The organism is Paenibacillus sp. EB106-06-01-XG199, assembly GCF_058791575.1.
Genome location: NZ_JBYTDQ010000008.1, coordinates 222,885 through 242,513, shown reverse-complemented (window position 1 = coordinate 242,513; position 19,629 = coordinate 222,885). Strand labels below are relative to the sequence as shown.

Below are 19,629 nucleotides of genomic sequence, written 5' to 3'. Positions count from 1 at the left end.
TTTTTTATGAGATTTTTAAAGACAGCAGCAGCTCTCTATAACGTTCAAGAGACAGTTCTCTTCTTAAATACTGTTCCAAATAGGCTCTTCCCCGCATCCCGCAGGCCTCCAGCTCTTCACGATCCCATTCATAAAAAGCCAGCACGCTGCGGACAACCTCCTCATAACTGTGAGGCTCGACGAGAAGACCGCAATTGCTTTCCCGTATCAGCCGGTACGCCTCACTTCCGTTCTCAAGGACACCAAGCACCGGCTTGCCTGCAGCCATAACCCCGTAAATTTTACTGGGAACGGAGACACCCTTGATTCCCTTCTGATTAACTACCAGATGTACATGGGCAGCGTTCAGGGAGTACACCAGATCCTCTTTCGGCTGGTAAGGCAGAAAGTAGACCTGCGAGAGTTCGTGGTCCGCCACATATTCCTGCATTTTGGCTTTCACTGCTCCCTCTCCGATAAAGACGAAAGCGAGATCATCGAGATGACGGAAGGCTGCCGTCTGCTTGATCAGGTTCTCCAGATCGTAATAGAGCCCGAGGTTCCCGGAATACATCACAATGAATTTATTCTGCAGGCCATGCTTCTCGAGGAAGCCCTGGACCTGCGGATGCTCCCTGCTTAAAGGAATAATCTCCTGTTCATTGGTCCAATTGTTAATGACGGTATTGTCTGTCACTTTCTTGTTGGCAAACCGTCTCAGCAGGGTCTCCTGCATATCCTGGCCTACCGTAATAATGTGATCCGCCAGCTTGCAGTTCAGGGTGTCGACCCACTGGGCCAGCTTCATCAGCCTGGCATTCTGCATGAAGCCGACCGCCTTCGCCTGCTCCGGGTTGAAATCCTGGATATTATAAATATGCTTCGACCGTTTCAGCAGCTTGCCGATCGTTCCGATCAGCCCGCCGAGGATCGGCGGCTGTGAGATCGTATAGATAAAATCCACGTTTCTTTGCTTCAGCACGGCAACAATGGCATAAAAAAAGTAGGTTACGATATATCGCAGCCTACTCCATTTATTCAGCTTATTGACGACAGGAAGACGGATACGGATAATTTCTATATTCTCCAGGTGACCGGTAATGAATCTTCTCTTCTCTGTGTTCGCCTCCCCGGAATAGCCGGGCTGCGAAGCAATGACGGTAATTTGGAAGTCATTCTGCAGATGCAGGCACAGCTCGGTCAGCAGTTGGCCGGTGGAAGCATAATCCGGGTAAAAATAATTGATCACGAACACAATTTTGGGCTTCATAGCCTTGCACCTCTCTCGAAATAATCTCTGAACCGCCCGCTCTACCGGAGAGCCTTCCTTTTAATGGCTGGGCCGGCTCGCCATCCGGATGGCCCGGACCACTGATTTGGCATAGGTCGTGGGATGCAGCTTCTTCCACATGCTCAGCTTAATCTTCCGGTCTGCCTTTAAATAGGATACATTGTCGAACAGCCACTGCATCGCTTCATCCATACTGTCCGGGTCCAGAGGATCGGCGATGATCCCGTTCTCCTTATCGACAATCAGATCACTCGTCACGCCGGCATATTTGGAAGCCAGCACGAAGGTGTTGGAGACAAGCGCTTCGTTGACCACAAGCCCCCACACCTCAATCAGCGAAGGGACCAGCAGGCAGTCGGCTGCCGCCAAATAGCCGGTCAGCTCCTCCTTCTGCTTGTAGCCCTCGAATAGCACCTTCTCTTCCATGCCATACCGCCGGACCATTTCCTTCAGCTTCTTCTCATCCGGTCCCGTGCCGATAATCCGCAGTCTCCAGTTCTCATGGTTCAACCGGGCCAAGGACTGGATGGTCTCCTCCAGGCCCTTCCGCTTGATCAGCTGACCGACAAACAAGAGATTTAGCAGCCCCTCCTCTTCCTTATGGGGCTTAACCGCCAGGCGTTTCCGGTAGTAATAGCGGATATCCACCGTATTGAAGCCGACAGCCATTTTCTCATCCGGAATGCCGTAGTGGTTCAGGCATCTGGCTGAGTCCGAGCCATAGGTTACAAAGGAATCTGCCGAACGGAAATACAATCCGCGCACTGCATTCATCGCCCGGTTCTTCACTCTGCTGCTCTCCAGCGTGCTGCCCCACCAGACGACGAACTTTTTACGGAAGAGCTTGGCGTAGAACAAGCTCACCCAATAGCCAATCGCGTCATAACTCGTGGTGATAATCACATCGGGATTCAGGCGTACCAGCTTAAAGAATAAACCCGGGTTGATATGCACTCCGAAATCCATACGCTGAATGAACAAATGGAACCCGCGCAGGCAGCTGTACCGGAATCGCATATCCTGATAATCAATATTCCATTCCCGGTTGGCTTCCTTCTCCTCCAGAAACCAAACCGTAAGATCGATATCCTCCGATGCGTCGATCGTGTTATAGACCGGGATACGGTACGGGGCGATCTGATAGGCTATCAATAGTGTTTTTATCATAAGACCCTACCTTTTCTTGATCCTAACGGATGTATTCCAAAGCGGGTTGAACAAGTAATGCCGCCCCTTCGGGTTGTGGTTCCTCTTCGCCCTTGTACGGGGCCATCAGCAGCAGATAGAGCAGCGGGGCATCCAGCAGCGGTTGTGAGATCAGCGAAGTCAGAATAATGGGAATGACTGCGAGTAAATAGCGCCTGCGGTTCCCGGCGGCAAGCGCAGGTACCAGATAGACAAGCATCGCGAGCAGCACGCCGGCCACGCCGATCATGGAAGAAGCTGCTACCAGGTTGATCCCCGCGTTGGGAATACGGGTGTTGTACATGCCTTCACCAAACGGATTGTTCCCGAGCGCTTCCAGCCCTGCTTCTGTAGCCATGGTACGGTCCGAGATGGAAGCGCCATGCGTTTCCGTCTTGTCGTTGATCCCGATAAACGGGGCGTACATGATCACCACATAGGTGAAGCAGAGCAAGACGACGCCTCTCATCACTTTTTTATTCATAAAGAGATACAGCACAAGGTTGGCGAAGAGAATCGCAAGCCCTGCTGTTGAGAACGAAGCGATAATCCCCAGCAGCAGTGTTCCTTTAATCCATAACCGGTTCAGCCGGATGGACTTCAGATTGAACAATGACCAGATCAGGAACATCTGCAGAATGCCCGACTCCCTGAACAGCCCCAGCAGCCGCGGAAACCGGATACCATCTACGGTGTAAACGCCGTACATGACGGTGAAGGGGAAATAGGTCATCCCCGAGGAGGGATAGTCCCCGATTTGAATCCGGAATAACTCCAGCTGCTCCAGGTGAGTCACAAATACAGCCAGCGCGATGGTCACATAGTAGGACACAATGAATCCAATAAAAATGATCACCATGCTGCGAAAGAAAATATAGTTGGCCCTCGCCTCGCTAAGGATGAAGGCCGCGACGAGAACTACGGTGCAGTTCAGCACTGTAGCTTTCAGCACATTCAGCAGGAAGATGGAGTTCATCAGCATGGCGTGGCCCAGCAGATAGCTGAACAGCAGCAGTACCAGAAACAGCACAAGCCGATGAGGGCCCTGAATGGATATTTTCTTCATGGGATGCACCCGGCAATCAATGAGATGAAACAAAAAGGCAAGCATGGCCGCCGCGATTCCCAGCATGGAGTAGTTCTCTCCCAAAGCCGTGGGCTTGATCAAAAAGGCGGTCACCAGCAGGAATCCGATTTTTAAAACGAACGCCATTTACATTATCCTCCCTCCTACCCGGCAAGCTCCTCGAAATACCGCTGTTCAAAAATACCCGGCGACAGGAGCGCCTTATACTCCGAGCTTTGTGATTTCCGGCGGAGTTCATCCATGTTATGTATGGCATAGACGATTTTGTCGCCAAGATCGCTGATATCCTCCGCCCGGAAGCTGACCCCCAGTCCATAACGCTCAATACAGTACCCGATCTCCCCGTGGCTCGGTCCAATAATCACCTTACCTCTGGCCGCCGCTTCGGTCAGCGGCCCGCTTTGTCCGGAGAACATTTTGCGGTAAGGCAGCACAATGATGTCCGCCCGCTCGAAATATAACGGCACCTCATGATCGGGAATATATTCCAAACATAGCTCTACCTTGTGCTCCAGTCCCTTGCCGCGGATGATCTGCTCCAAATCGCTGCGGGTGAAATCCTGTTCCCTGCCTGCGATGAGGATAGTGAACGGCTGGCCGGTTAGTCTCCCGGCTGCTTCCAATAGCAGGTCGATTCCCTTGTCATACCGCAGGCCGCCGAAGCAGAGTAAGGTCGGCACGGCCTCCGCAGCGCCTTGGCTGGCATGGGTGCCGGGCGCTTGAACAGTTTCCTGCACCACAGCAGGATGCAGGTTGGGATACACGATAGAGCTTACCCTTGACTGCTCCACGCTGGTTAGTTCCAGCACCTGCTTCCGCAGATAATCCCCGTGGACAATAAGCTTATCGAGATGTTGACGCCGCAGCAGATTCCTCAGCAGCCTGCGCTTGCTCTCTCTTGGCGGATACCAGTGAAGCGTCGCTGTTATTTTCATTCCCCTCAGCGCAGGAATCAGAAGCACCAGCGGAATAATCAGCGTATCCAGATATAACAGATGCAGAACGGACTTATGCTTGTAAGCAAAACGCAGCACCTGCAGCAGAAGCAGCGCACGGACCAGCATGGACGGCATATAACGGTGATACCGCCTTTCCACCGCCCGCTGATAACTAATCCCTGCTGCCTCAAGCTCCGACTGCCTGCTCTCTTCCAGTCTACTGGAATAGTACGTGACTTCACTGGAGGGCGCCCCCTTCAATACCCCCTTCATCACAGCCAGATTATATTGATAATGATGTCCGGTATTCAGCAAATCAAAGAACAGGTACTTCTTCTGATGATTCTCTTCAGATGCTTTCCATCGTCCCTTCACGAACCGGTTCCCTCCTTTGACCGCTGCCATTCAGAACCACCTTCTCCACGTAATACAGGGAGAAGACAACCAGCGGTATGCCGACAAATTTGCCCAGGCCGATGCCTATGGCACCATATCTCGGGATCAATAGAACAAACAGACCCATTGTCACCAGCGTGGTGAGAAGTGAAATGGCAGTATTAAGCCTGACGTACCCGGTTCCATTCAGACAATAATAGGGGACTACACCAAGTGCACCCAGAGATACCGACAATACCAGCACCTGGAACAGCACATAATGGGCTTCAGCAAACTCCGGGCTAATCCATAGGGACAGAATCGGCTTGGCCAGCACAAAGGCTGCCAAACCCGCAGCTCCTACGAATGAAATGGCAATAACCAGTGACTGATGATAGGTCCTCCTGATTTCCCGGCGGTCATCACTCTTGGAAAGTGAACTGAATTTAGGCAGTAAATATCCTCCGGCCGCAGCGGGAATTTCATGGATTTTCACTACCACCTGCATGCAAACCGTGTAGTACCCCAGTACTTTGGCACCTAGAAATCCCCCGATAATCAATTTGTCCATCTGGGCATTCAGCGTGCTGATCAACATTTGGCCCCAGGAATAAATCCCGTAATGAAACAGCCTTCTGAAGCTGTCCCGCTCGAAATAGGGAGCAAATCGAAGTCCGGGAAGCGCCTTGCGTGTAACGAAGACATTGCATACCGCCAGCAATACCGTAAACACGAACATCCACTGCACCAGCAGATACAAGTCTCCATACATGACGGCCAGTATGGTGAAGCCAATCGAGCTCGCCAGGTTGAATACGATATTCACCTTGCTGTTCAGATCGTAACGCTGCTTAGCCATGTAGGCACCGGAAAGAATGCCGTTGATGATCCGAATGCCGATGATTCCGCTAAGAAAATAGGAGACGGACAGCACGGTATCCAGCCCTTCCGCCTTCACCAGCAAAGGAAAAATATAAGTACCGAACAGAAGAAGAAAAAGACTCGCCGACACCGCCAGAATGACCGACAGCGTAAGCGTTACCCGGAAGAGGGCATTAAATCTCTCTTCGCTGTCACTCTCGGAGCCCAGCTTGATCAGCGCATTGCCAAGACCGAAGTTCGATACCGCCAGCACATTAAGCACCGATTGGATAAGAATCCACAGCCCGTACTGCTGATCACCCAGATGCCTGAGCAGCAGCGGTGTTGAAATAAACAGAACGACAGGAGTAATACAATAAGAAAGCAGGCTGTAAATGACGTTATTGAAATCGCGATTGCGTCTCAACCCTGCCAGCCTCAATCTCAGTGCGGTCACAGAGCACTCACCCGCTTTCGGCCTTCACAAGTGGAAACGGCTTCGCCGTCCTCAAAAGGGCGGTATCCGTTCCAGCAAGAAATAGAAGGATAATTTATAGCTTGAAGCATATTTTCATTCCTCAGTGGTGCCGCGCAGCGGCATGGGAGTCTTATATTTGAATAAAGGACGGCAGCGCCGTCCCCTGTTAGATCACCTATGCTGTATCGAAATATTAGTTCACTAAAATAAAGGCATCGTGGTAGCGGATCTCAGCAGCGACACGCTTCATATCTTCATCCACCATCATATGAATCAGCTCATGGAAGCCGACTTCCAGCTTCCAGTCCAGCTTGGTTTGCGCCTTGGAGGAATCGCCCAGCAGCAGGTCGACCTCAGCCGGACGGACAAATTCAGGATCAATCACCACATACTGCTCATAATCGAGTCCGGCATACGAAAAAGCCACCTGAAGCAGCTCGCGGACCGTGTGCATTTCACCTGTCGAAATAACATAATCATCCGGCTCCTCCTGCTGGAGCATCAGCCACATCGCCTTGACATAATCCCCGGCAAACCCCCAATCCCGCAGGGAATCCAGATTGCCCATCCGCAGCTCGTTTTGCAGCCCATGCTTGATACGGGCAACGGCGTCGGTCACCTTGCGGGTGACAAACTCCAGTCCGCGTCTTGGCGATTCATGATTGAAGAGAATCCCCGAGCAGGCGAACATGTCAAAGCTCTCCCGGTAATTGACGGTAATCCAGTGGCCGTACACCTTGGCTACACCATAAGGACTGCGCGGATAAAAAGGGGTAGTCTCCCGCTGCGGAGTTTCTACGACCTTGCCGAACATCTCACTGCTCGAAGCCTGATAGAATCTGGCCGTCGGCTTCACAATCTTGACCGCCTCCAGCATATTGGTAACGGAAACGGCGGTGATCTGACTCGTCAGCAAGGGCTGCGGCCACGATGCGGCTACGAACGACTGCGCCCCCAGGTTGTATACCTCATCCGGATCCGCGATTCTCACCGCTTCAATCAGGGAAGCCAAATCAGTCAAATCTCCGGAAATCCAATGAATGCGATCTTTAATAGAGTACACATTTTCATAGTTGGGCGTGCTCGTTCTTCTCCGCAGTCCGAATACCTCATAATCCTTGGAGAGAAGAAATTCCGCCAGATAGGACCCGTCTTGCCCTGTAACGCCCGTAATTAAAGCTCTCTTCATTGATGAATTCCCCCGCATCATTATTTTTTCACAGCATACGTATGTTGAAAATCAGCGTACACATCATGCAGCCCGTCTTCGAGCCCAATTCTTGCTTTCCATCCAAGGGCATTGATTCTGGACACATCCACCAGTTTCCTTGGGGTACCGTCCGCAACGGATGTGTTGAAGGTGATTTCCCCTTCGTAGCCGGTAGCCTTCTTAATCAGCAGTGCAAGGTCTCTGATCGCAATGTCATCCCCTACACCGATGTTCACGATATCATTGCCCTCATAGTGCTCCATCAGATAGAGACAGGCTTCCGCCAGATCATCCGCATGCAGGAATTCACGTTTCGGATTGCCGGTGCCCCACACTTCCACCGACGGGCTGCCCTGTTCCTTGGCTTCATGGAATTTGCGCAGCAGCGCGGGCAGTACATGGGACGAATACAGATCAAAATTGTCATTCGGCCCGTATATGTTCGTCGGCATCACAGAAATGAACCGGGTGCCGTACTGCCTGTTATAAGACTGGCACATGTTGATGCCGGCAATTTTGGCCACTGCGTAGGGCGCATTAGTCGGCTCCAGCTCTCCGGTCAGCAGATATTCTTCTTTGAGCGGCTGCGGAGCCAGCTTTGGATAAATGCAGGTTGATCCCAGAAACATCAGCTTGCTCACCCCGTTCCGGTAAGCCGCATCAATGACATGGGTCTGAATGAGCAGATTGTCGCGGATAAATTCCGCAGGTTGTTCGTTGTTAGCCGCAATTCCACCCACCTTGGCCGCAGCAAGGAATACATACTCAATCTCCTGGTCCTCAAAAAAACGGTCCACCTCAGCGCCGTTGCGCAAATCCAGTTCTGTTCTGGAACGGAGGACAAGATTATGAAAGCCCTGCTTCCCCAGTGCGCGGACGATGGCCGAACCGACCAGACCGCGATGCCCAGCTACATATATTCTCGAATGGCGATCCATACGCTTCACCCCGTTATAAATGATTTAGAATGCATTTTTCGATCTCACCAGCTGCCAGGCCGTCATAAACATAATCTTGAGATCCAGGCCCAGTGTTCTCTGCTCAATGTAGAGCAGATCGAGCTCCACCATTTGCTTAAAATTCAGTCCGCTCCGCCCGCTCACCTGCCAAAGCCCTGTACATCCCGGTGTGACCGATAGACGAAGCCGGTCGTATTCCGAGTACTTCTCCACTTCCCGTGGAAGCGACGGCCTTGGGCCGACAAGTGACATGTCACCCTTAAGCACATTTACCAGCTGGGGAAGCTCATCAATGCTCGTTCTGCGGATAAATCTGCCTACCCGGGTCACCCGCGGATCATTTCTCATTTTGAACATGGGGCCGCTCATTTCATTTTGGTTCAACAGGTTCGGCAGAAGCGCTTCCGCATCAGCAATCATGGAGCGGAATTTGTAAATCCGGAACAAACGCCCTGCCTTCCCGACCCTGGTTTGACCGAAAAATACGGAGCCGCGGGGATCTTCCAGCTTGATAACCAGCGCAAGAATAAGGAAAAGGGGGGACAGTGCAAGGAGTGCTGCCGCAGATGCCGCAATGTCAAAGACCCGTTTAATAAATAGATATAATGTCTCCGGCTTACCTCCGGCACGCCTTACTGCCGGATAGTACCTTTTAGCATACAGGGCCGCTTCCTCTTCTCTTTGACTGGAAGGTATCATCTATTATTCACCTCTTGACTTTGCATACGTACTGGTGTGTTCTCTATCCACAATTTCCCCGAGAGCACTTAACAGATCATGCCTCAGATCCTGTCTTCTCAAGGCAAAATCAATCGTCGTCAGAATAAACCCGAGCTTCTCGCCCACATCGTACCGTACTCCCTGGAAGTCATAGGCATACACACCCTGCTCCGTGTTGAGCCTTTGAATGGCATCCGTTAACTGAATTTCACCGCCCGCTCCGGTCTCCTGGCTCTCCAGGAAATCAAAGATGTCCGGCGTAAGCACATACCGTCCCATAATCGCCAGATTGGAAGGCGCCTGGCCTAAAGCCGGCTTTTCCACAAAACGGTCCACCTCGTACAGCCGCCCTCTGGCCCGCAGCGGATCTACAATACCGTAACGGTTCGTTTGATCGGCAGGTACCGTCTGGACGCCTATGACTGATCTCCCAAGTCTTTCGTACTGTTCAATCAGCTGTCTGGTGCACGGAACGTCGCTTTGCACAATATCGTCTCCCAGCAGCACGGCAAACGGCTCATCTCCAATAAAGTTGCGCGCACACCATACAGCATGCCCCAGCCCCTTGGCTTCCTTCTGCCGGATATAGTGAAGTGTCACCTGGGAGGAACGCCGCACCTCTTCCAGCAGCTCCAGCTTCCCTTTCTCAAACAAGGTATGCTCAAGCTCAAACGCGATATCAAAATGATCCTCTATGGCGCGTTTTCCTTTTCCGGTAACGATGATAATGTCCTCGATGCCCGCAGCAATCGCCTCTTCCACGATATATTGAATGGTCGGCTTGTCTACGATCGGAAGCATTTCCTTCGGCATTGCTTTGGTAGCGGGAAGAAACCTGGTTCCAAGCCCAGCTGCTGGAATAATAGCCTTTCTTACCTTTTTCATCCCGAACACATCCCTTGTTTCTTTATTGACGAACTGAATTCTTGCAATAAGCGGGCATTTAACCCTTCCTCACGTCACACCCTTGACGATTAACGTCTAAGGTATCAGCACCCACAGCATGACCGAGTGTCTCCAGTGATATAGGTACAGGAGGCATTACCTTTGATCCTGCGAATAAATGCAGGTAATGATATACGAATCTCAGCGTTTGTCCGCTATTACTGCCGCACCAACAGTTCGCGGGGCACATATGCTAATGAAGGTTGACGTCTGCCGCTCTAAAGAGGACTGGCCTCCCTCTCATGGTTCTCATCGAGAATAAATGTTTAATAATTCAAATAAAGTTATTCATATCGCGACCAAATAACTAAAAAAAATATTCCTTGCCTAATCTCTATTTATAAGCGCATATCCCATTTCCTTTCATGTTCCCTTTCATTCTTCACATATTCTGACATCGAATGATTATCGTCATATATTATTCATTAGGAGTATTTGTCAAAATTATTATATTCATTTAGAATAACTTTGTAAACAATTAATGTTTTCTTTTCAGGAAAAAAAGTTTTTCAAAGTTACTCATAAACCATTTCGTTAAGGAGAGGGATTCATGATGCGCTGGAAAATAGCTTTGCCCCTGGTTGCCGTCCTTACTGCAGCTCTGGCTGTGGGACTCATTTGGAATAAGGCTCCGGAAAAAGCCTGGAGCAGCGATACGGGCGCAGGAAGTGTTCAGGATTTTGCCATTCCGATGTTTAATGTGAAGGACTACGGGGCCGTAGGGGACGGAGTCACCAATGATACGGCGAGTATCGCCAAGGCTGTAAAGGCTGCGCAGAATTCGGGGGGCGGCATGATTTATTTCGACAGAGGGACTTATCTAATCAACTCTATTCATATTCCTCAAAATATATCCGTTCTAGGTGCAGGCAGAAGAGAGGCTACCTTGATCCGCAATGATAACAAGGATGAAGCCGCCCTGCGCCTGCTCGGCAATCAGAGTGTTCAAGGCATCGGGATTAAAGCCCGCATTGGCATTATGCCGAACGGGGACGACATCAACATTATCGACGTCAGATTCGAATGCAGCGTTCAAGGGATTCAGAATGCGGTAACAGTCAACCGGCTAACTGTATTTAACAGTCTGTTCGAAAATTCCGGCTATGGCATTCTGTCGAATATAAATCCGAGCTACGGGGTTAAGATCCTGAATACCCGGTTTGTGAATCTCAAAGGTGACGGGATTGAAATCAATGCTCCAAGCCGTGACTGGGTCATCGAGAACTGTGTATTTGATACCAACACCAGCGCTTCCCGATGGGCGGGATTTGGAGTAGGCGTTGCCTTGTCCGCAAAAAACATTGTCATCAAAAACTCCAGCTTTATTCATATCCGCGGACAAGGTATTCATGTTGAAGATTATGCGGAGGTAACAATTATCAATTCAATCTTTAAGAATAACGGCTCCGCCAATTATACCGGTGATCCCAAAGCGGATATCGCGGTATTGTCGAATGCAAAGGTAAAAGTGTACAATAGCAAATTCATGGCCTCTACCGTTGGATACAGCAAATTGGCTATCTATAATACCGACTTGCCTGTGGGGGGAACAATCACCGTATACAATTCCACGTTCCAGAGCAAAACCGTAACCAAACAGGTGTCCACTGTTAATTCTATATTTCTCCCTTGAAAATAGAACACTCGTAAAGTACCGGGGGATGTGCGGGGGAAGTTTCCTAGGCGGATTGGCAGCTGGAAAAGGGATGGATGTTCGTTCAGTTATGTTTATGGTATAATATCCAAAAATGATTCAATACGAATTACGCCTATATCCAATCATGTTGGAACCCGCAATTGGAGGCATGCAGATGTTTGCTAAACGGTTGAAACAGCTACGAAAAACAAGAAAATTCTCCATGCAGGAGGTTGCTGAAGCGGTTGGCGTCGCCAAAAGTACGTATGCCGGGTATGAATCCGGATACCGTCAGCCCACCCTTGAAAATACTCAACTGATTGCCAAAAAGCTTCACACTACCTCAGATTATCTCATCGGCCTTACCGATAACCCCGACCCCATGGAAATCACGAACAATGCCAGAGAGATCCTGAACCAGCATCAGCTGCATTGGGACGGTGTTCCTTTGGAAGAGCAGGATTTGGAGCTTGTGCGCATGCTGCTGGAGCGGGTAGTTCAGAACAGGGCGGCCGCCGGTTCTGGCGACAATGGTCAACAATGAATCAAAATCAATATCCATCATAATCACGGCGGTTCCGCTAGTTAAGGGAGCTGTCGTGATTATTTTTTATTCCTGCTCCTCTTGCAATTCTTATGTATACTTCTCTAGTCTGCTGAATACATTTCAACATATTCCTCTGCAGCCTAGTCAAAAATGAGTAAAATGAGTCAAAAGTACTTAAAATATTAGTTTTATCACCGACACATAGTGACATTCTTTTTTTTGAAATAGTAGTAAAGTAGGCTTACATGAATTACCTAATTTTAGATATTCGCGGAGGAGCTTAGTTGATGAGATTAGAATTTTCTATTCGCAGCTTGCTAAACCAGTTAGGAATGAAGCATGAAGGCACAATAGACCTAAAAGAAAGCTTCCACGCGTTGTATAAACACGGACATATCTCTGAAAGTGAATTTATAAATCTTTGCCGCAATTTCGATAAGAACGGAACAGGGCAATCCTCGGTATCCTTATAAATTTCTTATAACTTCATGCCCTCATCAGTTCTCTTAAAAATGCGGCCAGCCAGCCCAGTCCCAACATCTCTATTCTCTTGAAAAAATCTGCAGCTCCTGTATGGACCAGTAATTTCCTCCCGAGCCGGTCTGCAGAATCTTGATGTACCGCGCATTCACCTTGGCAAACTCTATCTTGGTCTTCTCCAGCTTCCCTTTTCCGGAAGCTATGCGCTTCCAATTGCTGGCGTCATCCGATACATAAAGCTCATATCCCCGTGGATAATCATAAGAAGATAATGTGTAATCCATTTCCACCGCTTCTATACTATGTTCCTTCCCGAGATCTACCTGCAAATACTCTCCGGAGGCTTGATGTTTACCCGTATCCCACCGTGTTCGCCGGTCCCCGTCAATCGCATTTCCGGGATATGACACCTCGTTATTGATATTGGAGGATACCTTCCACTGCGAACGGTCCAAAGGAACCAGTCCTGTTGCTGTAATCTGTGTCTTCTCCGACATGATGCTGGAACCGGGTACCCTAACCGCATACGTATATAATGTTCCTTCCTGCAGCTTACCGTCGGTGTATTCCGTATCCTTTATCCCCGTTGCGATAACCTTCAGGTCTGTGCCTGAGCCGTCGGCCCGGAGCACTTCATAGCTTGCTCCAGGGGCCTCCAGCCAGTTCAATTTTACGTACAAACCTTTGACTGCAGCAGCTTTAAAACTCTGCGGTGCAGTATCCGCCACCTCGGAGGATGGCTGCAGGATATACTGCACCGCTTCGCCCGGAGCTAAGGTCTCGGTAAACTCCAGGACAGGTGTAGCGCTTTTGCCGGATACATAGCTGCGTGCCGCCTCGTATGAATCACCGCTGCCGAACCGTTCACCTTCATACACGGTTTTCTTCGGCATATTTACTTTCACATGAACCGTCTGCGGTGTATCCTCAAAGTTGACGAAATTAACCAGCACCTTGTTGGAGGTGGCTTTGCTTCCGGGTTGAGGCTCAAGTGTTGAGGTGTCAACAGCACGTACATATAGCAGCTTGTCGGCTAGATCATCCTTATTGGTAATTTCATAACTTAACGGGGCTCCGTGGGTAGCATAAGCCAGACTGAGCCTTCTCATAATGCTGACCCGGGAATCCTCGCCTTCTTTGGTATAGTAGATCTCTGTTTTGGCCGGATCATGCTCTTCCAGATTGAATCCGTACTTGAACAGACTGAAATTCTTGAAGAAGGCGGCATGCTGGATGAACATATCCGCGTAGCCGATATGACCGCGCATAATCCGGTCGAAGACCGCCGCTGTCCGTTCGGCTGCCCCATATTGGTAGGCATCTACATGTGTGTCTGAAGTGCCGAACTCCGTCGTCAGCATTTTTTTGCCGAGGCCGTCCGCAGTTCCGCCAAAGGTTTTCAGATTCTCGGTAAAGCTTCCTCCATGGCTGAAAATATAGGATTCGCCATAAGAATGTCCATTCGTTAAATCCGTCACTTCCTCCAGCTCGTTGCGTTGCTCCGAATCACGCTCCCAACCGTCCGGATCGCCGCACTGTTTAAGCGTACCTTTCTGGCTGCCGCAGGAATCCGCACTATAACTCGGCCAATAGGCCCAACCCGGTGCCACGGTTTGCAGATGGGGAGCTATAGTTTTGCCCTTCTCGTTCAGCCAGTTGGCAATCGCCAGGTTCACTGCCTTCGAACGATTGAACAGGCCGGGTTCATTGTCCACCTCATAATATTGGAAGTACGGGCTGTACTTCTGGAAATATTCAGTCAGTTTCTTCTCGGCGTCATCCGGCAGTGAGCCATCCGCCTTAAGCTTAATATCACCGGTATACAAATACAGCGCAACGGCCTGCATGTTGTAATCCTTGAGCACCTTGTAGTACTCCTCCATATTCGAACAGGAGCGGCCGACATCGCTGGCACAGCTGGTGCGCATAATATTGCCGCTGTAAGCTACTCCAAGCCACTTCATAATATAAGGCAGATGCGTAACTGCACCTTCGTCAAAATAAAATTGCTTATTGTTCACCATGGTGCCCGTCAGTGTGTAGCTGCCATGAATCGGCTCCTTGATTGGGGCATTCAGCGACTCCAGGCTGAGGTCATCCCAGGTCCACCAGTTGTACTTATCCTCCAAATCGGAGGAATAGATCCCGCGGGCCGCCTGCAGCTTTAGTTCGTTGGTTCCAGCCACCAGCTGCTCTTTCGGGATATATAGCTCATACGTTTTGCGGAACGAATATTTGCTGTCTGTACCGGCAACACCAGCAATCTGGATAATCCCCGACAGCTGCCGGTTGGAGAACACGCTCATTTGCGGAATGGATTTATAGGCATCTATGATGCTTACGCGAAATAAGACCCCGTTGACCGGGATCTTATCCAGCTTATACATAATCCTTAGCTCAGGATTAGTGTCGCCTCTAAGACCGGAGGGCACACTTTGGAGCTCCGCAGTCTTGGCCGAAACGGAGGCAACCTTAAATGCCTCCTTAGCGGCCGAAGTGCCGGCAGCCGCAAATTCACCAGCTGTTCCGTCATGCTTGCCCAGCTGCCACAACACAGTTCCGTCCGGCAATGCGGGTCCTGCATCTTTCGCTGCGGACAATTTGGACATGTCAACCTCCACCTCGGCCCTCTTCGTCCCGTCATCTCCGAAGATAGAAACAGACAATAGAAACAAGAGGGTTAAAGCTGCGAATTTTAACAGTAGATGTAGAGGTTTATTCTTGTTCTTCTTAGTTCTAGTCCTCATTCCTTGTCCTCGCTTTCTTCCGGGGTGCCTGCCTCACAATGACTTATTACTTTCATTTCATTATTTGGAAGTCAACGCGCCTTTGGGAATAACCGCCTGCTTCTGGCTTGGGCTCTTCCACATAAGGCGAATACTGGCATCTCCACTGTTCTCGTAATATTCAACCTTGATGTCGTACGGGCTTCCCGCTTCCAGGACTATGCTTCCCTCACGGCTAACACCGCTTTGCTTCTTCCAGCTGTCGATGACCAGTTTGCCGTCGATCCATACACGTACCCCGTCATCCGAGGAGGCTATGAAAGTATATTTCTCATTGTAAACCGGCTTGATTTTGCCGCTCCAGCGCACCGAGAAAGCATCCTTGCCAATTCCTGAAGACGGTGAATCTCCATGCCAGTTGAAGTCGATCTTATTGTCGTTGCGGACCAGGACGGCTTTGCCCGTCAGCTCCATATTGTTGAAATATTCTCCCGTTAATCCATTTCGGGATGGTTGGACCGGGTTATTGTTTTTACCGACCAGCGTTAACTTATAATCATCCCGCGACACGGTATAATTATTGCTCATAAAGCTCTTAATCTGCTCGAGGTTATTTTTCTCAGTCAGCATTTTTCCCCATGTCATGGTATATACCCATTTACTCTGCGTTCGGGACAATATGACCGGGTCTGGCAGTTCTCCGCTTTCACCGATCCCGATCGGCTTGCCGTCAGCCAGCTTCAGCAGCTTCTCATAATAAGACTGTCTGTAGTCATTGTTATAAATATCCGCCGCCAGAACGTCAACCTTCCCGGCACCCGGATAATACGGCTCATAGCTATCGGACCACTCATTGGGCGCATTCGGATTCCATACCCAAAGGAGATTATCCAGCTTGTGAACATTCGCCAGACGGTTATACATAATGTCCCAAAGTTCGGTGAAGTTGTCCTTCTGCCCCCACCAGAACCAGTTGCCGTTCATCTCATGATAAGGGCGCCATAAGACAGGCACTCCCGCATCGCGCAGGTCTCCCAAATATTCGGCCACCTCATCAAGCTCAGCGATCAGGTTCTTATACTGTGGGGTACCCGGCGTAACATAAGCATTAAAATCCTCTTGGCTCAGGCTCATATGCACATTAGCCCATTCCGGGGAGGTACCCGGCAAATTCTGATGGAAGGTCATCGCCACAATTCCACCGCCTTGATGCCATTTGATCGCACTCTTCACGACATTCTGGCGCTGCTTCACGATGGTGTACTCCGGCTGGTTGTTAATCGCTCCCAGCTCATAACCATGTAATACGGCATATTGTCCGCTTGCATGCTTCAGCTTATTGTTGAATTCATCCGGGGTCTCCAAATAGTCATGCTGCCCGGATATCATTCCCTTGCCTCCAAGATCAACCAGATAGCTGAGCAGACCGGCAGCCTCCTCCGAAGCTGAGGGATTGATAGGAGTGATGGCAGCAGCAGGTGTAACTATCGTCCGGGGAACCGGAAGACTCCTCGCTTCTGACCAAGGCAGCAGGGAAAATATTAATATAAGCGGTAAAATCGTATTAAACAGGCGGTACTTGCGGTAAGTGTTCAAATCGTAATCTCCTTTCTCCAGGGAACTACCGCCACGGCACACAGGATGCGTTCCTATGCAGATTCATACATCCCGAGGCCAAATGGGGGCTATAGCTTAGTAGCCCTGCTGATAAGCAGGGCCACTAAGAGTGGACTTTAGGAATTATAATTGTAACGTCTTAACCAGCACCCGCCGGTGAATACAGAAGCTAACCAGTCGCTCTGCTTAGGAAGCGGAAGGAAGAAACAGGGCGCTCGCAGGAACAGTACCCTTCACTTGGCTTGGGCTTTCCCACATTAGACGCGCTCTGGCATCCCCTTGATTCTCGTAATACTCCACTTTAATATCATATAGCTGCCCGGCATTCAGGCTGATGCTTCCCATGCGTTCGGTTCCACTCTGTTTCATCCAGCTGTCAATCACAAGACTGTCATTGACCCAAACGCGGATGCCGTCATCTGAAGTAGTATAGATTGTGTACGTTTCACTGTAGAGCGGCTTAATCTTGCCGCTCCAGCGTACGGAGAAGAAATCGATGCCGATTGCAGCATCCGGGGTGCCTTGACGCCAATTGAAATCAAGAATGGCGTCGTTACGTACAAGTGCCGGAGTGCCTGACAGCAGCATATTATTGAAATATTCTGCCTTTAGTCCATTCTCAGCAGGTGCTGCTGTCGGTGTTGGCACTGGTGTTGGTGCTGCTGTCGTTTGCACCGGTGTTGGCGTTGGAGCTGGCATCGGTGTTGGTGCTGCCGTTGGCATTGGTGCTGGCGTCGGTGTTGGCGTTGGTGCTGGCGTCGGTGTTGGTGTTGCCGTTGGCACCGGTGTTGGCGTTGCTGTCGGTGTTGGCACCGGTGTTGGTGCTGCCGTTGCCGTTGAGGCTGGTGCTGCTGTCGCCGCTAAAGCCGGTTTTGCAATCAGGCTGAGTGTACTGTCCAATTCTGTCTGGCTGGCAGCAGCTGCCCCGGCATTCACAAACAATGCGCTGGCCGGAACCGTCACTTTGGCTTGGCTTTGACTTTGCCACATTAAGCGGATATTCGCATCGCCGGCATTCTCGTAATACTCAACCTTGATGTCGTACAACTGACCGCCTGTTAAAGCGATGCTTCCGGTACGCTCGGCTCCGCTCTGTTTCATCCAGCTGTCAATGACAGCTTTACCGTTAATATAAACGCGGATACCGTCATCCGAAGTGGTAAAAAACTGATAAGTCTCACTATACGTTGGCTTGATTTGACCGGTCCAGCGGACGGAGAAGGAATCTATACCGATTGAAGGATCCGGCGAACCCTGGCGCCAGTTAAAATTAAGCAATGCATCATTGCGCACCAAGGCGGGCGTACCGGAAAGCGTCATGTTTTTGAAGTACTCTCCCTTAAGTCCGCTCACCACAGGCGCTTCCACTGAATCATTAGAGTCAGGCGTTGGTACAGGTGCTGGCGTAACCTTAGGTGTTGGCGTTGCCGTAGATGTTGCCGTTGGTGTTGGCGTCGATGTTGCCGTTGGCGTTGGCGTCGGTGTTGCCGTTGGCGTTGGCGTCGGTGTTGCCGTCGGTGTTGGCGCAGTGGCCGGTGCACTCCAACTCTTATATTGATCCCGGGTCAGTGTATAGCTATCGCTCATGAAACTCTTAATCGTAGTTGTGCTGTTTTTCTCATAGAGCATTTTTCCCCAGTTCATCATGAAAACGAAATTTTTCTGGGAGAGCTTCAGTTTGGCCGTGCTGGGCATCTCACCGTTCTCACCAATACCTATCGGTTTACCGGCAGCCAGACTAAGCAAACTGTCATAGTACTTATTCATATAATCGTTATCATATATATCTGCTGCAAGAACATCCACTTTGCTTGCGCCCGGATAGGTCAGCGCATAAGGATCGGACCAGGCATTCGGTGCATTAGGGTTCCATACCCACAACAGATTGTTTAATTGATGAACGTTCACGAAACGGTCATACATAATATTCCACAGTTCAGCAAAATTACTTTTCTTCCCCCACCAGAACCAGTTGCCGTTCATTTCATGATAAGGTCTCCAAAGTACAGGAACGCCCGCATCCCGCAAGCTTTTAAGAGACACCGCCACTTTATCCAGATCCGTGATCAGGCTGGCGTATTCTGTCGTGCCCGGCGTTACATACCTGTTAAATTCCGCTTGGGTGAGCGGCTTCTGCACATTGGACCAGAGGTACGCCGTCCCCGGCAGATTCTGATGAAAGGTCATTGTGACAATGCCGCCGTTCTTGTACCAGTTGATCGCGCTGTTCACCACATTCTTGCGCTGCGAAGCAGCCGTACTCTCCGACTGGCCGCTAATTACGCCAAGCTCATATCCGTGAAGAGCAGCATATTCTCCGCTTGTTCCCTTCAGCTTGTTGCTGAATTCATCCGGGCTCTCCAAATAATCGTGCTGTCCAGTGATAATCCCTTTTCCGGTAATGGAATAGAGATTACTAAGCAGCTTGACAGCTTCGGCTGAAGCGTCCGGATTAACCGGCACTGCTGTGCTTGATGAGGCTTCTGCGGTTGAAGGCGACAGCCCAAACCCTAAAGGCACAGTGGTTAACAATATGGCAAGAGACAACAATGTGGACAGCAGACGAGACTTACGGTAAGTTTTCAAAATTATCTT

The 19,629-nt window shown here is 50.1% G+C and carries 15 protein-coding genes; 3 read left to right on the top strand and 12 right to left on the bottom strand.

The window, feature by feature from the left end:
• Positions 1-4 precede the first annotated feature (4 nt).
• The 9 genes from AC3WT9_RS26110 to galU all read right to left on the bottom strand — a co-directional run bounded on the left by AC3WT9_RS26110 (position 5) and on the right by galU (position 9,968).
• The gene (locus AC3WT9_RS26110) at positions 5-1,249 is read right to left on the bottom strand and encodes a glycosyltransferase family 4 protein (protein ID WP_341090068.1); all 1,245 of its coding nucleotides are present in this window, start codon (positions 1,247-1,249) and stop codon (positions 5-7) included.
• Positions 1,250-1,309: 60 nt separating this feature from the next.
• The gene (locus AC3WT9_RS26105; RefSeq protein WP_341090067.1) at positions 1,310-2,437 is read right to left on the bottom strand and encodes a glycosyltransferase family 4 protein; all 1,128 of its coding nucleotides are present in this window, start codon (positions 2,435-2,437) and stop codon (positions 1,310-1,312) included.
• 22 nt (positions 2,438-2,459) lie between these two features.
• On the bottom strand, positions 2,460-3,668 hold the full coding sequence (locus AC3WT9_RS26100) for a hypothetical protein (protein ID WP_341090066.1): 1,209 nt from the start codon (positions 3,666-3,668) through the stop codon (positions 2,460-2,462).
• Positions 3,669-3,685: 17 nt separating this feature from the next.
• Complete coding sequence (locus AC3WT9_RS26095; RefSeq protein ID WP_341090065.1) at positions 3,686-4,855, bottom strand: glycosyltransferase family 4 protein; 1,170 nt, start codon at positions 4,853-4,855, stop codon at positions 3,686-3,688.
• On the bottom strand, positions 4,830-6,173 hold the full coding sequence (locus tag AC3WT9_RS26090) for an oligosaccharide flippase family protein (RefSeq protein ID WP_341090064.1): 1,344 nt from the start codon (positions 6,171-6,173) through the stop codon (positions 4,830-4,832). The genes AC3WT9_RS26095 and AC3WT9_RS26090 overlap by 26 nt, the downstream gene beginning before the upstream one ends.
• Positions 6,174-6,387: 214 nt before the next feature.
• A complete protein-coding gene (gene gmd / locus AC3WT9_RS26085; protein ID WP_341090063.1) occupies positions 6,388-7,383 on the bottom strand; it encodes a GDP-mannose 4,6-dehydratase in 996 nt (331 codons plus the stop codon).
• A gap of 20 nt (positions 7,384-7,403) precedes the next feature.
• Positions 7,404-8,342, bottom strand: a complete 939-nt coding sequence (locus tag AC3WT9_RS26080) for a GDP-L-fucose synthase family protein (RefSeq protein ID WP_341377434.1) — start codon at positions 8,340-8,342, stop codon at positions 7,404-7,406.
• Positions 8,343-8,366: 24 nt separating this feature from the next.
• The gene (locus AC3WT9_RS26075; protein ID WP_341377433.1) at positions 8,367-9,062 is read right to left on the bottom strand and encodes a sugar transferase; all 696 of its coding nucleotides are present in this window, start codon (positions 9,060-9,062) and stop codon (positions 8,367-8,369) included.
• Positions 9,063-9,065: 3 nt separating this feature from the next.
• The gene (gene galU / locus AC3WT9_RS26070; RefSeq protein ID WP_341090059.1) at positions 9,066-9,968 is read right to left on the bottom strand and encodes a UTP--glucose-1-phosphate uridylyltransferase GalU; all 903 of its coding nucleotides are present in this window, start codon (positions 9,966-9,968) and stop codon (positions 9,066-9,068) included.
• A gap of 610 nt (positions 9,969-10,578) precedes the next feature.
• Between galU and AC3WT9_RS26065 the strand changes: the two genes are divergently transcribed.
• The 3 genes from AC3WT9_RS26065 (at position 10,579) to AC3WT9_RS26055 (ending at position 12,684) form a co-directional block, all read left to right on the top strand.
• Positions 10,579-11,661 carry a glycosyl hydrolase family 28-related protein gene (locus AC3WT9_RS26065; protein ID WP_341377431.1) on the top strand — a complete coding sequence of 361 codons (1,083 nt, stop codon included), beginning with the start codon at positions 10,579-10,581 and terminating at the stop codon, positions 11,659-11,661.
• Between the two features lie 178 nt (positions 11,662-11,839).
• Positions 11,840-12,208, top strand: coding sequence for a helix-turn-helix domain-containing protein (locus tag AC3WT9_RS26060; protein ID WP_076109989.1), 369 nt, complete (start codon positions 11,840-11,842; stop codon positions 12,206-12,208).
• 290 nt (positions 12,209-12,498) lie between these two features.
• The gene (locus AC3WT9_RS26055; protein WP_038586524.1) at positions 12,499-12,684 is read left to right on the top strand and encodes a hypothetical protein; all 186 of its coding nucleotides are present in this window, start codon (positions 12,499-12,501) and stop codon (positions 12,682-12,684) included.
• Positions 12,685-12,753: 69 nt separating this feature from the next.
• On the opposite strand, the gene AC3WT9_RS26050 is transcribed toward AC3WT9_RS26055, so the two are convergent.
• From AC3WT9_RS26050 to AC3WT9_RS26040, 3 genes are all read right to left on the bottom strand, one after another.
• Entirely contained in the window at positions 12,754-15,300 is a 2,547-nt protein-coding gene (locus AC3WT9_RS26050) for a discoidin domain-containing protein (RefSeq protein ID WP_341090055.1), read from the bottom strand.
• A gap of 198 nt (positions 15,301-15,498) precedes the next feature.
• Positions 15,499-17,013 carry a glycosyl hydrolase gene (locus AC3WT9_RS26045; RefSeq protein WP_341377430.1) on the bottom strand — a complete coding sequence of 505 codons (1,515 nt, stop codon included), beginning with the start codon at positions 17,011-17,013 and terminating at the stop codon, positions 15,499-15,501.
• Between the two features lie 207 nt (positions 17,014-17,220).
• Positions 17,221-19,620: a PA14 domain-containing protein gene (locus AC3WT9_RS26040; protein ID WP_341090053.1), complete on the bottom strand. Its 2,400-nt coding sequence runs from the start codon at positions 19,618-19,620 to the stop codon at positions 17,221-17,223.
• Positions 19,621-19,629: the final 9 nt, after the last annotated feature.

What these genes read in the sequence shown, in the direction of transcription:
- AC3WT9_RS26050 (WP_341090055.1), bottom strand. Translation starts at nt 15,300, where the DNA reads ATGTCCAAATTGTCCGCAGCGAAAGATGCAGGACCCGCATTGCCGGAC.
- AC3WT9_RS26110 (WP_341090068.1), bottom strand. Translation starts at nt 1,249, where the DNA reads ATGAAGCCCAAAATTGTGTTCGTGATCAATTATTTTTACCCGGATTAT.
- AC3WT9_RS26060 (WP_076109989.1), top strand. Translation starts at nt 11,840, where the DNA reads ATGTTTGCTAAACGGTTGAAACAGCTACGAAAAACAAGAAAATTCTCC.
- AC3WT9_RS26080 (WP_341377434.1), bottom strand. Translation starts at nt 8,342, where the DNA reads ATGGATCGCCATTCGAGAATATATGTAGCTGGGCATCGCGGTCTGGTC.
- galU (WP_341090059.1), bottom strand. Translation starts at nt 9,968, where the DNA reads ATGAAAAAGGTAAGAAAGGCTATTATTCCAGCAGCTGGGCTTGGAACC.
- AC3WT9_RS26065 (WP_341377431.1), top strand. Translation starts at nt 10,579, where the DNA reads ATGATGCGCTGGAAAATAGCTTTGCCCCTGGTTGCCGTCCTTACTGCA.
- AC3WT9_RS26075 (WP_341377433.1), bottom strand. Translation starts at nt 9,062, where the DNA reads ATGATACCTTCCAGTCAAAGAGAAGAGGAAGCGGCCCTGTATGCTAAA.
- AC3WT9_RS26055 (WP_038586524.1), top strand. Translation starts at nt 12,499, where the DNA reads ATGAGATTAGAATTTTCTATTCGCAGCTTGCTAAACCAGTTAGGAATG.
- AC3WT9_RS26100 (WP_341090066.1), bottom strand. Translation starts at nt 3,668, where the DNA reads ATGGCGTTCGTTTTAAAAATCGGATTCCTGCTGGTGACCGCCTTTTTG.
- gmd (WP_341090063.1), bottom strand. Translation starts at nt 7,383, where the DNA reads ATGAAGAGAGCTTTAATTACGGGCGTTACAGGGCAAGACGGGTCCTAT.
- AC3WT9_RS26105 (WP_341090067.1), bottom strand. Translation starts at nt 2,437, where the DNA reads ATGATAAAAACACTATTGATAGCCTATCAGATCGCCCCGTACCGTATC.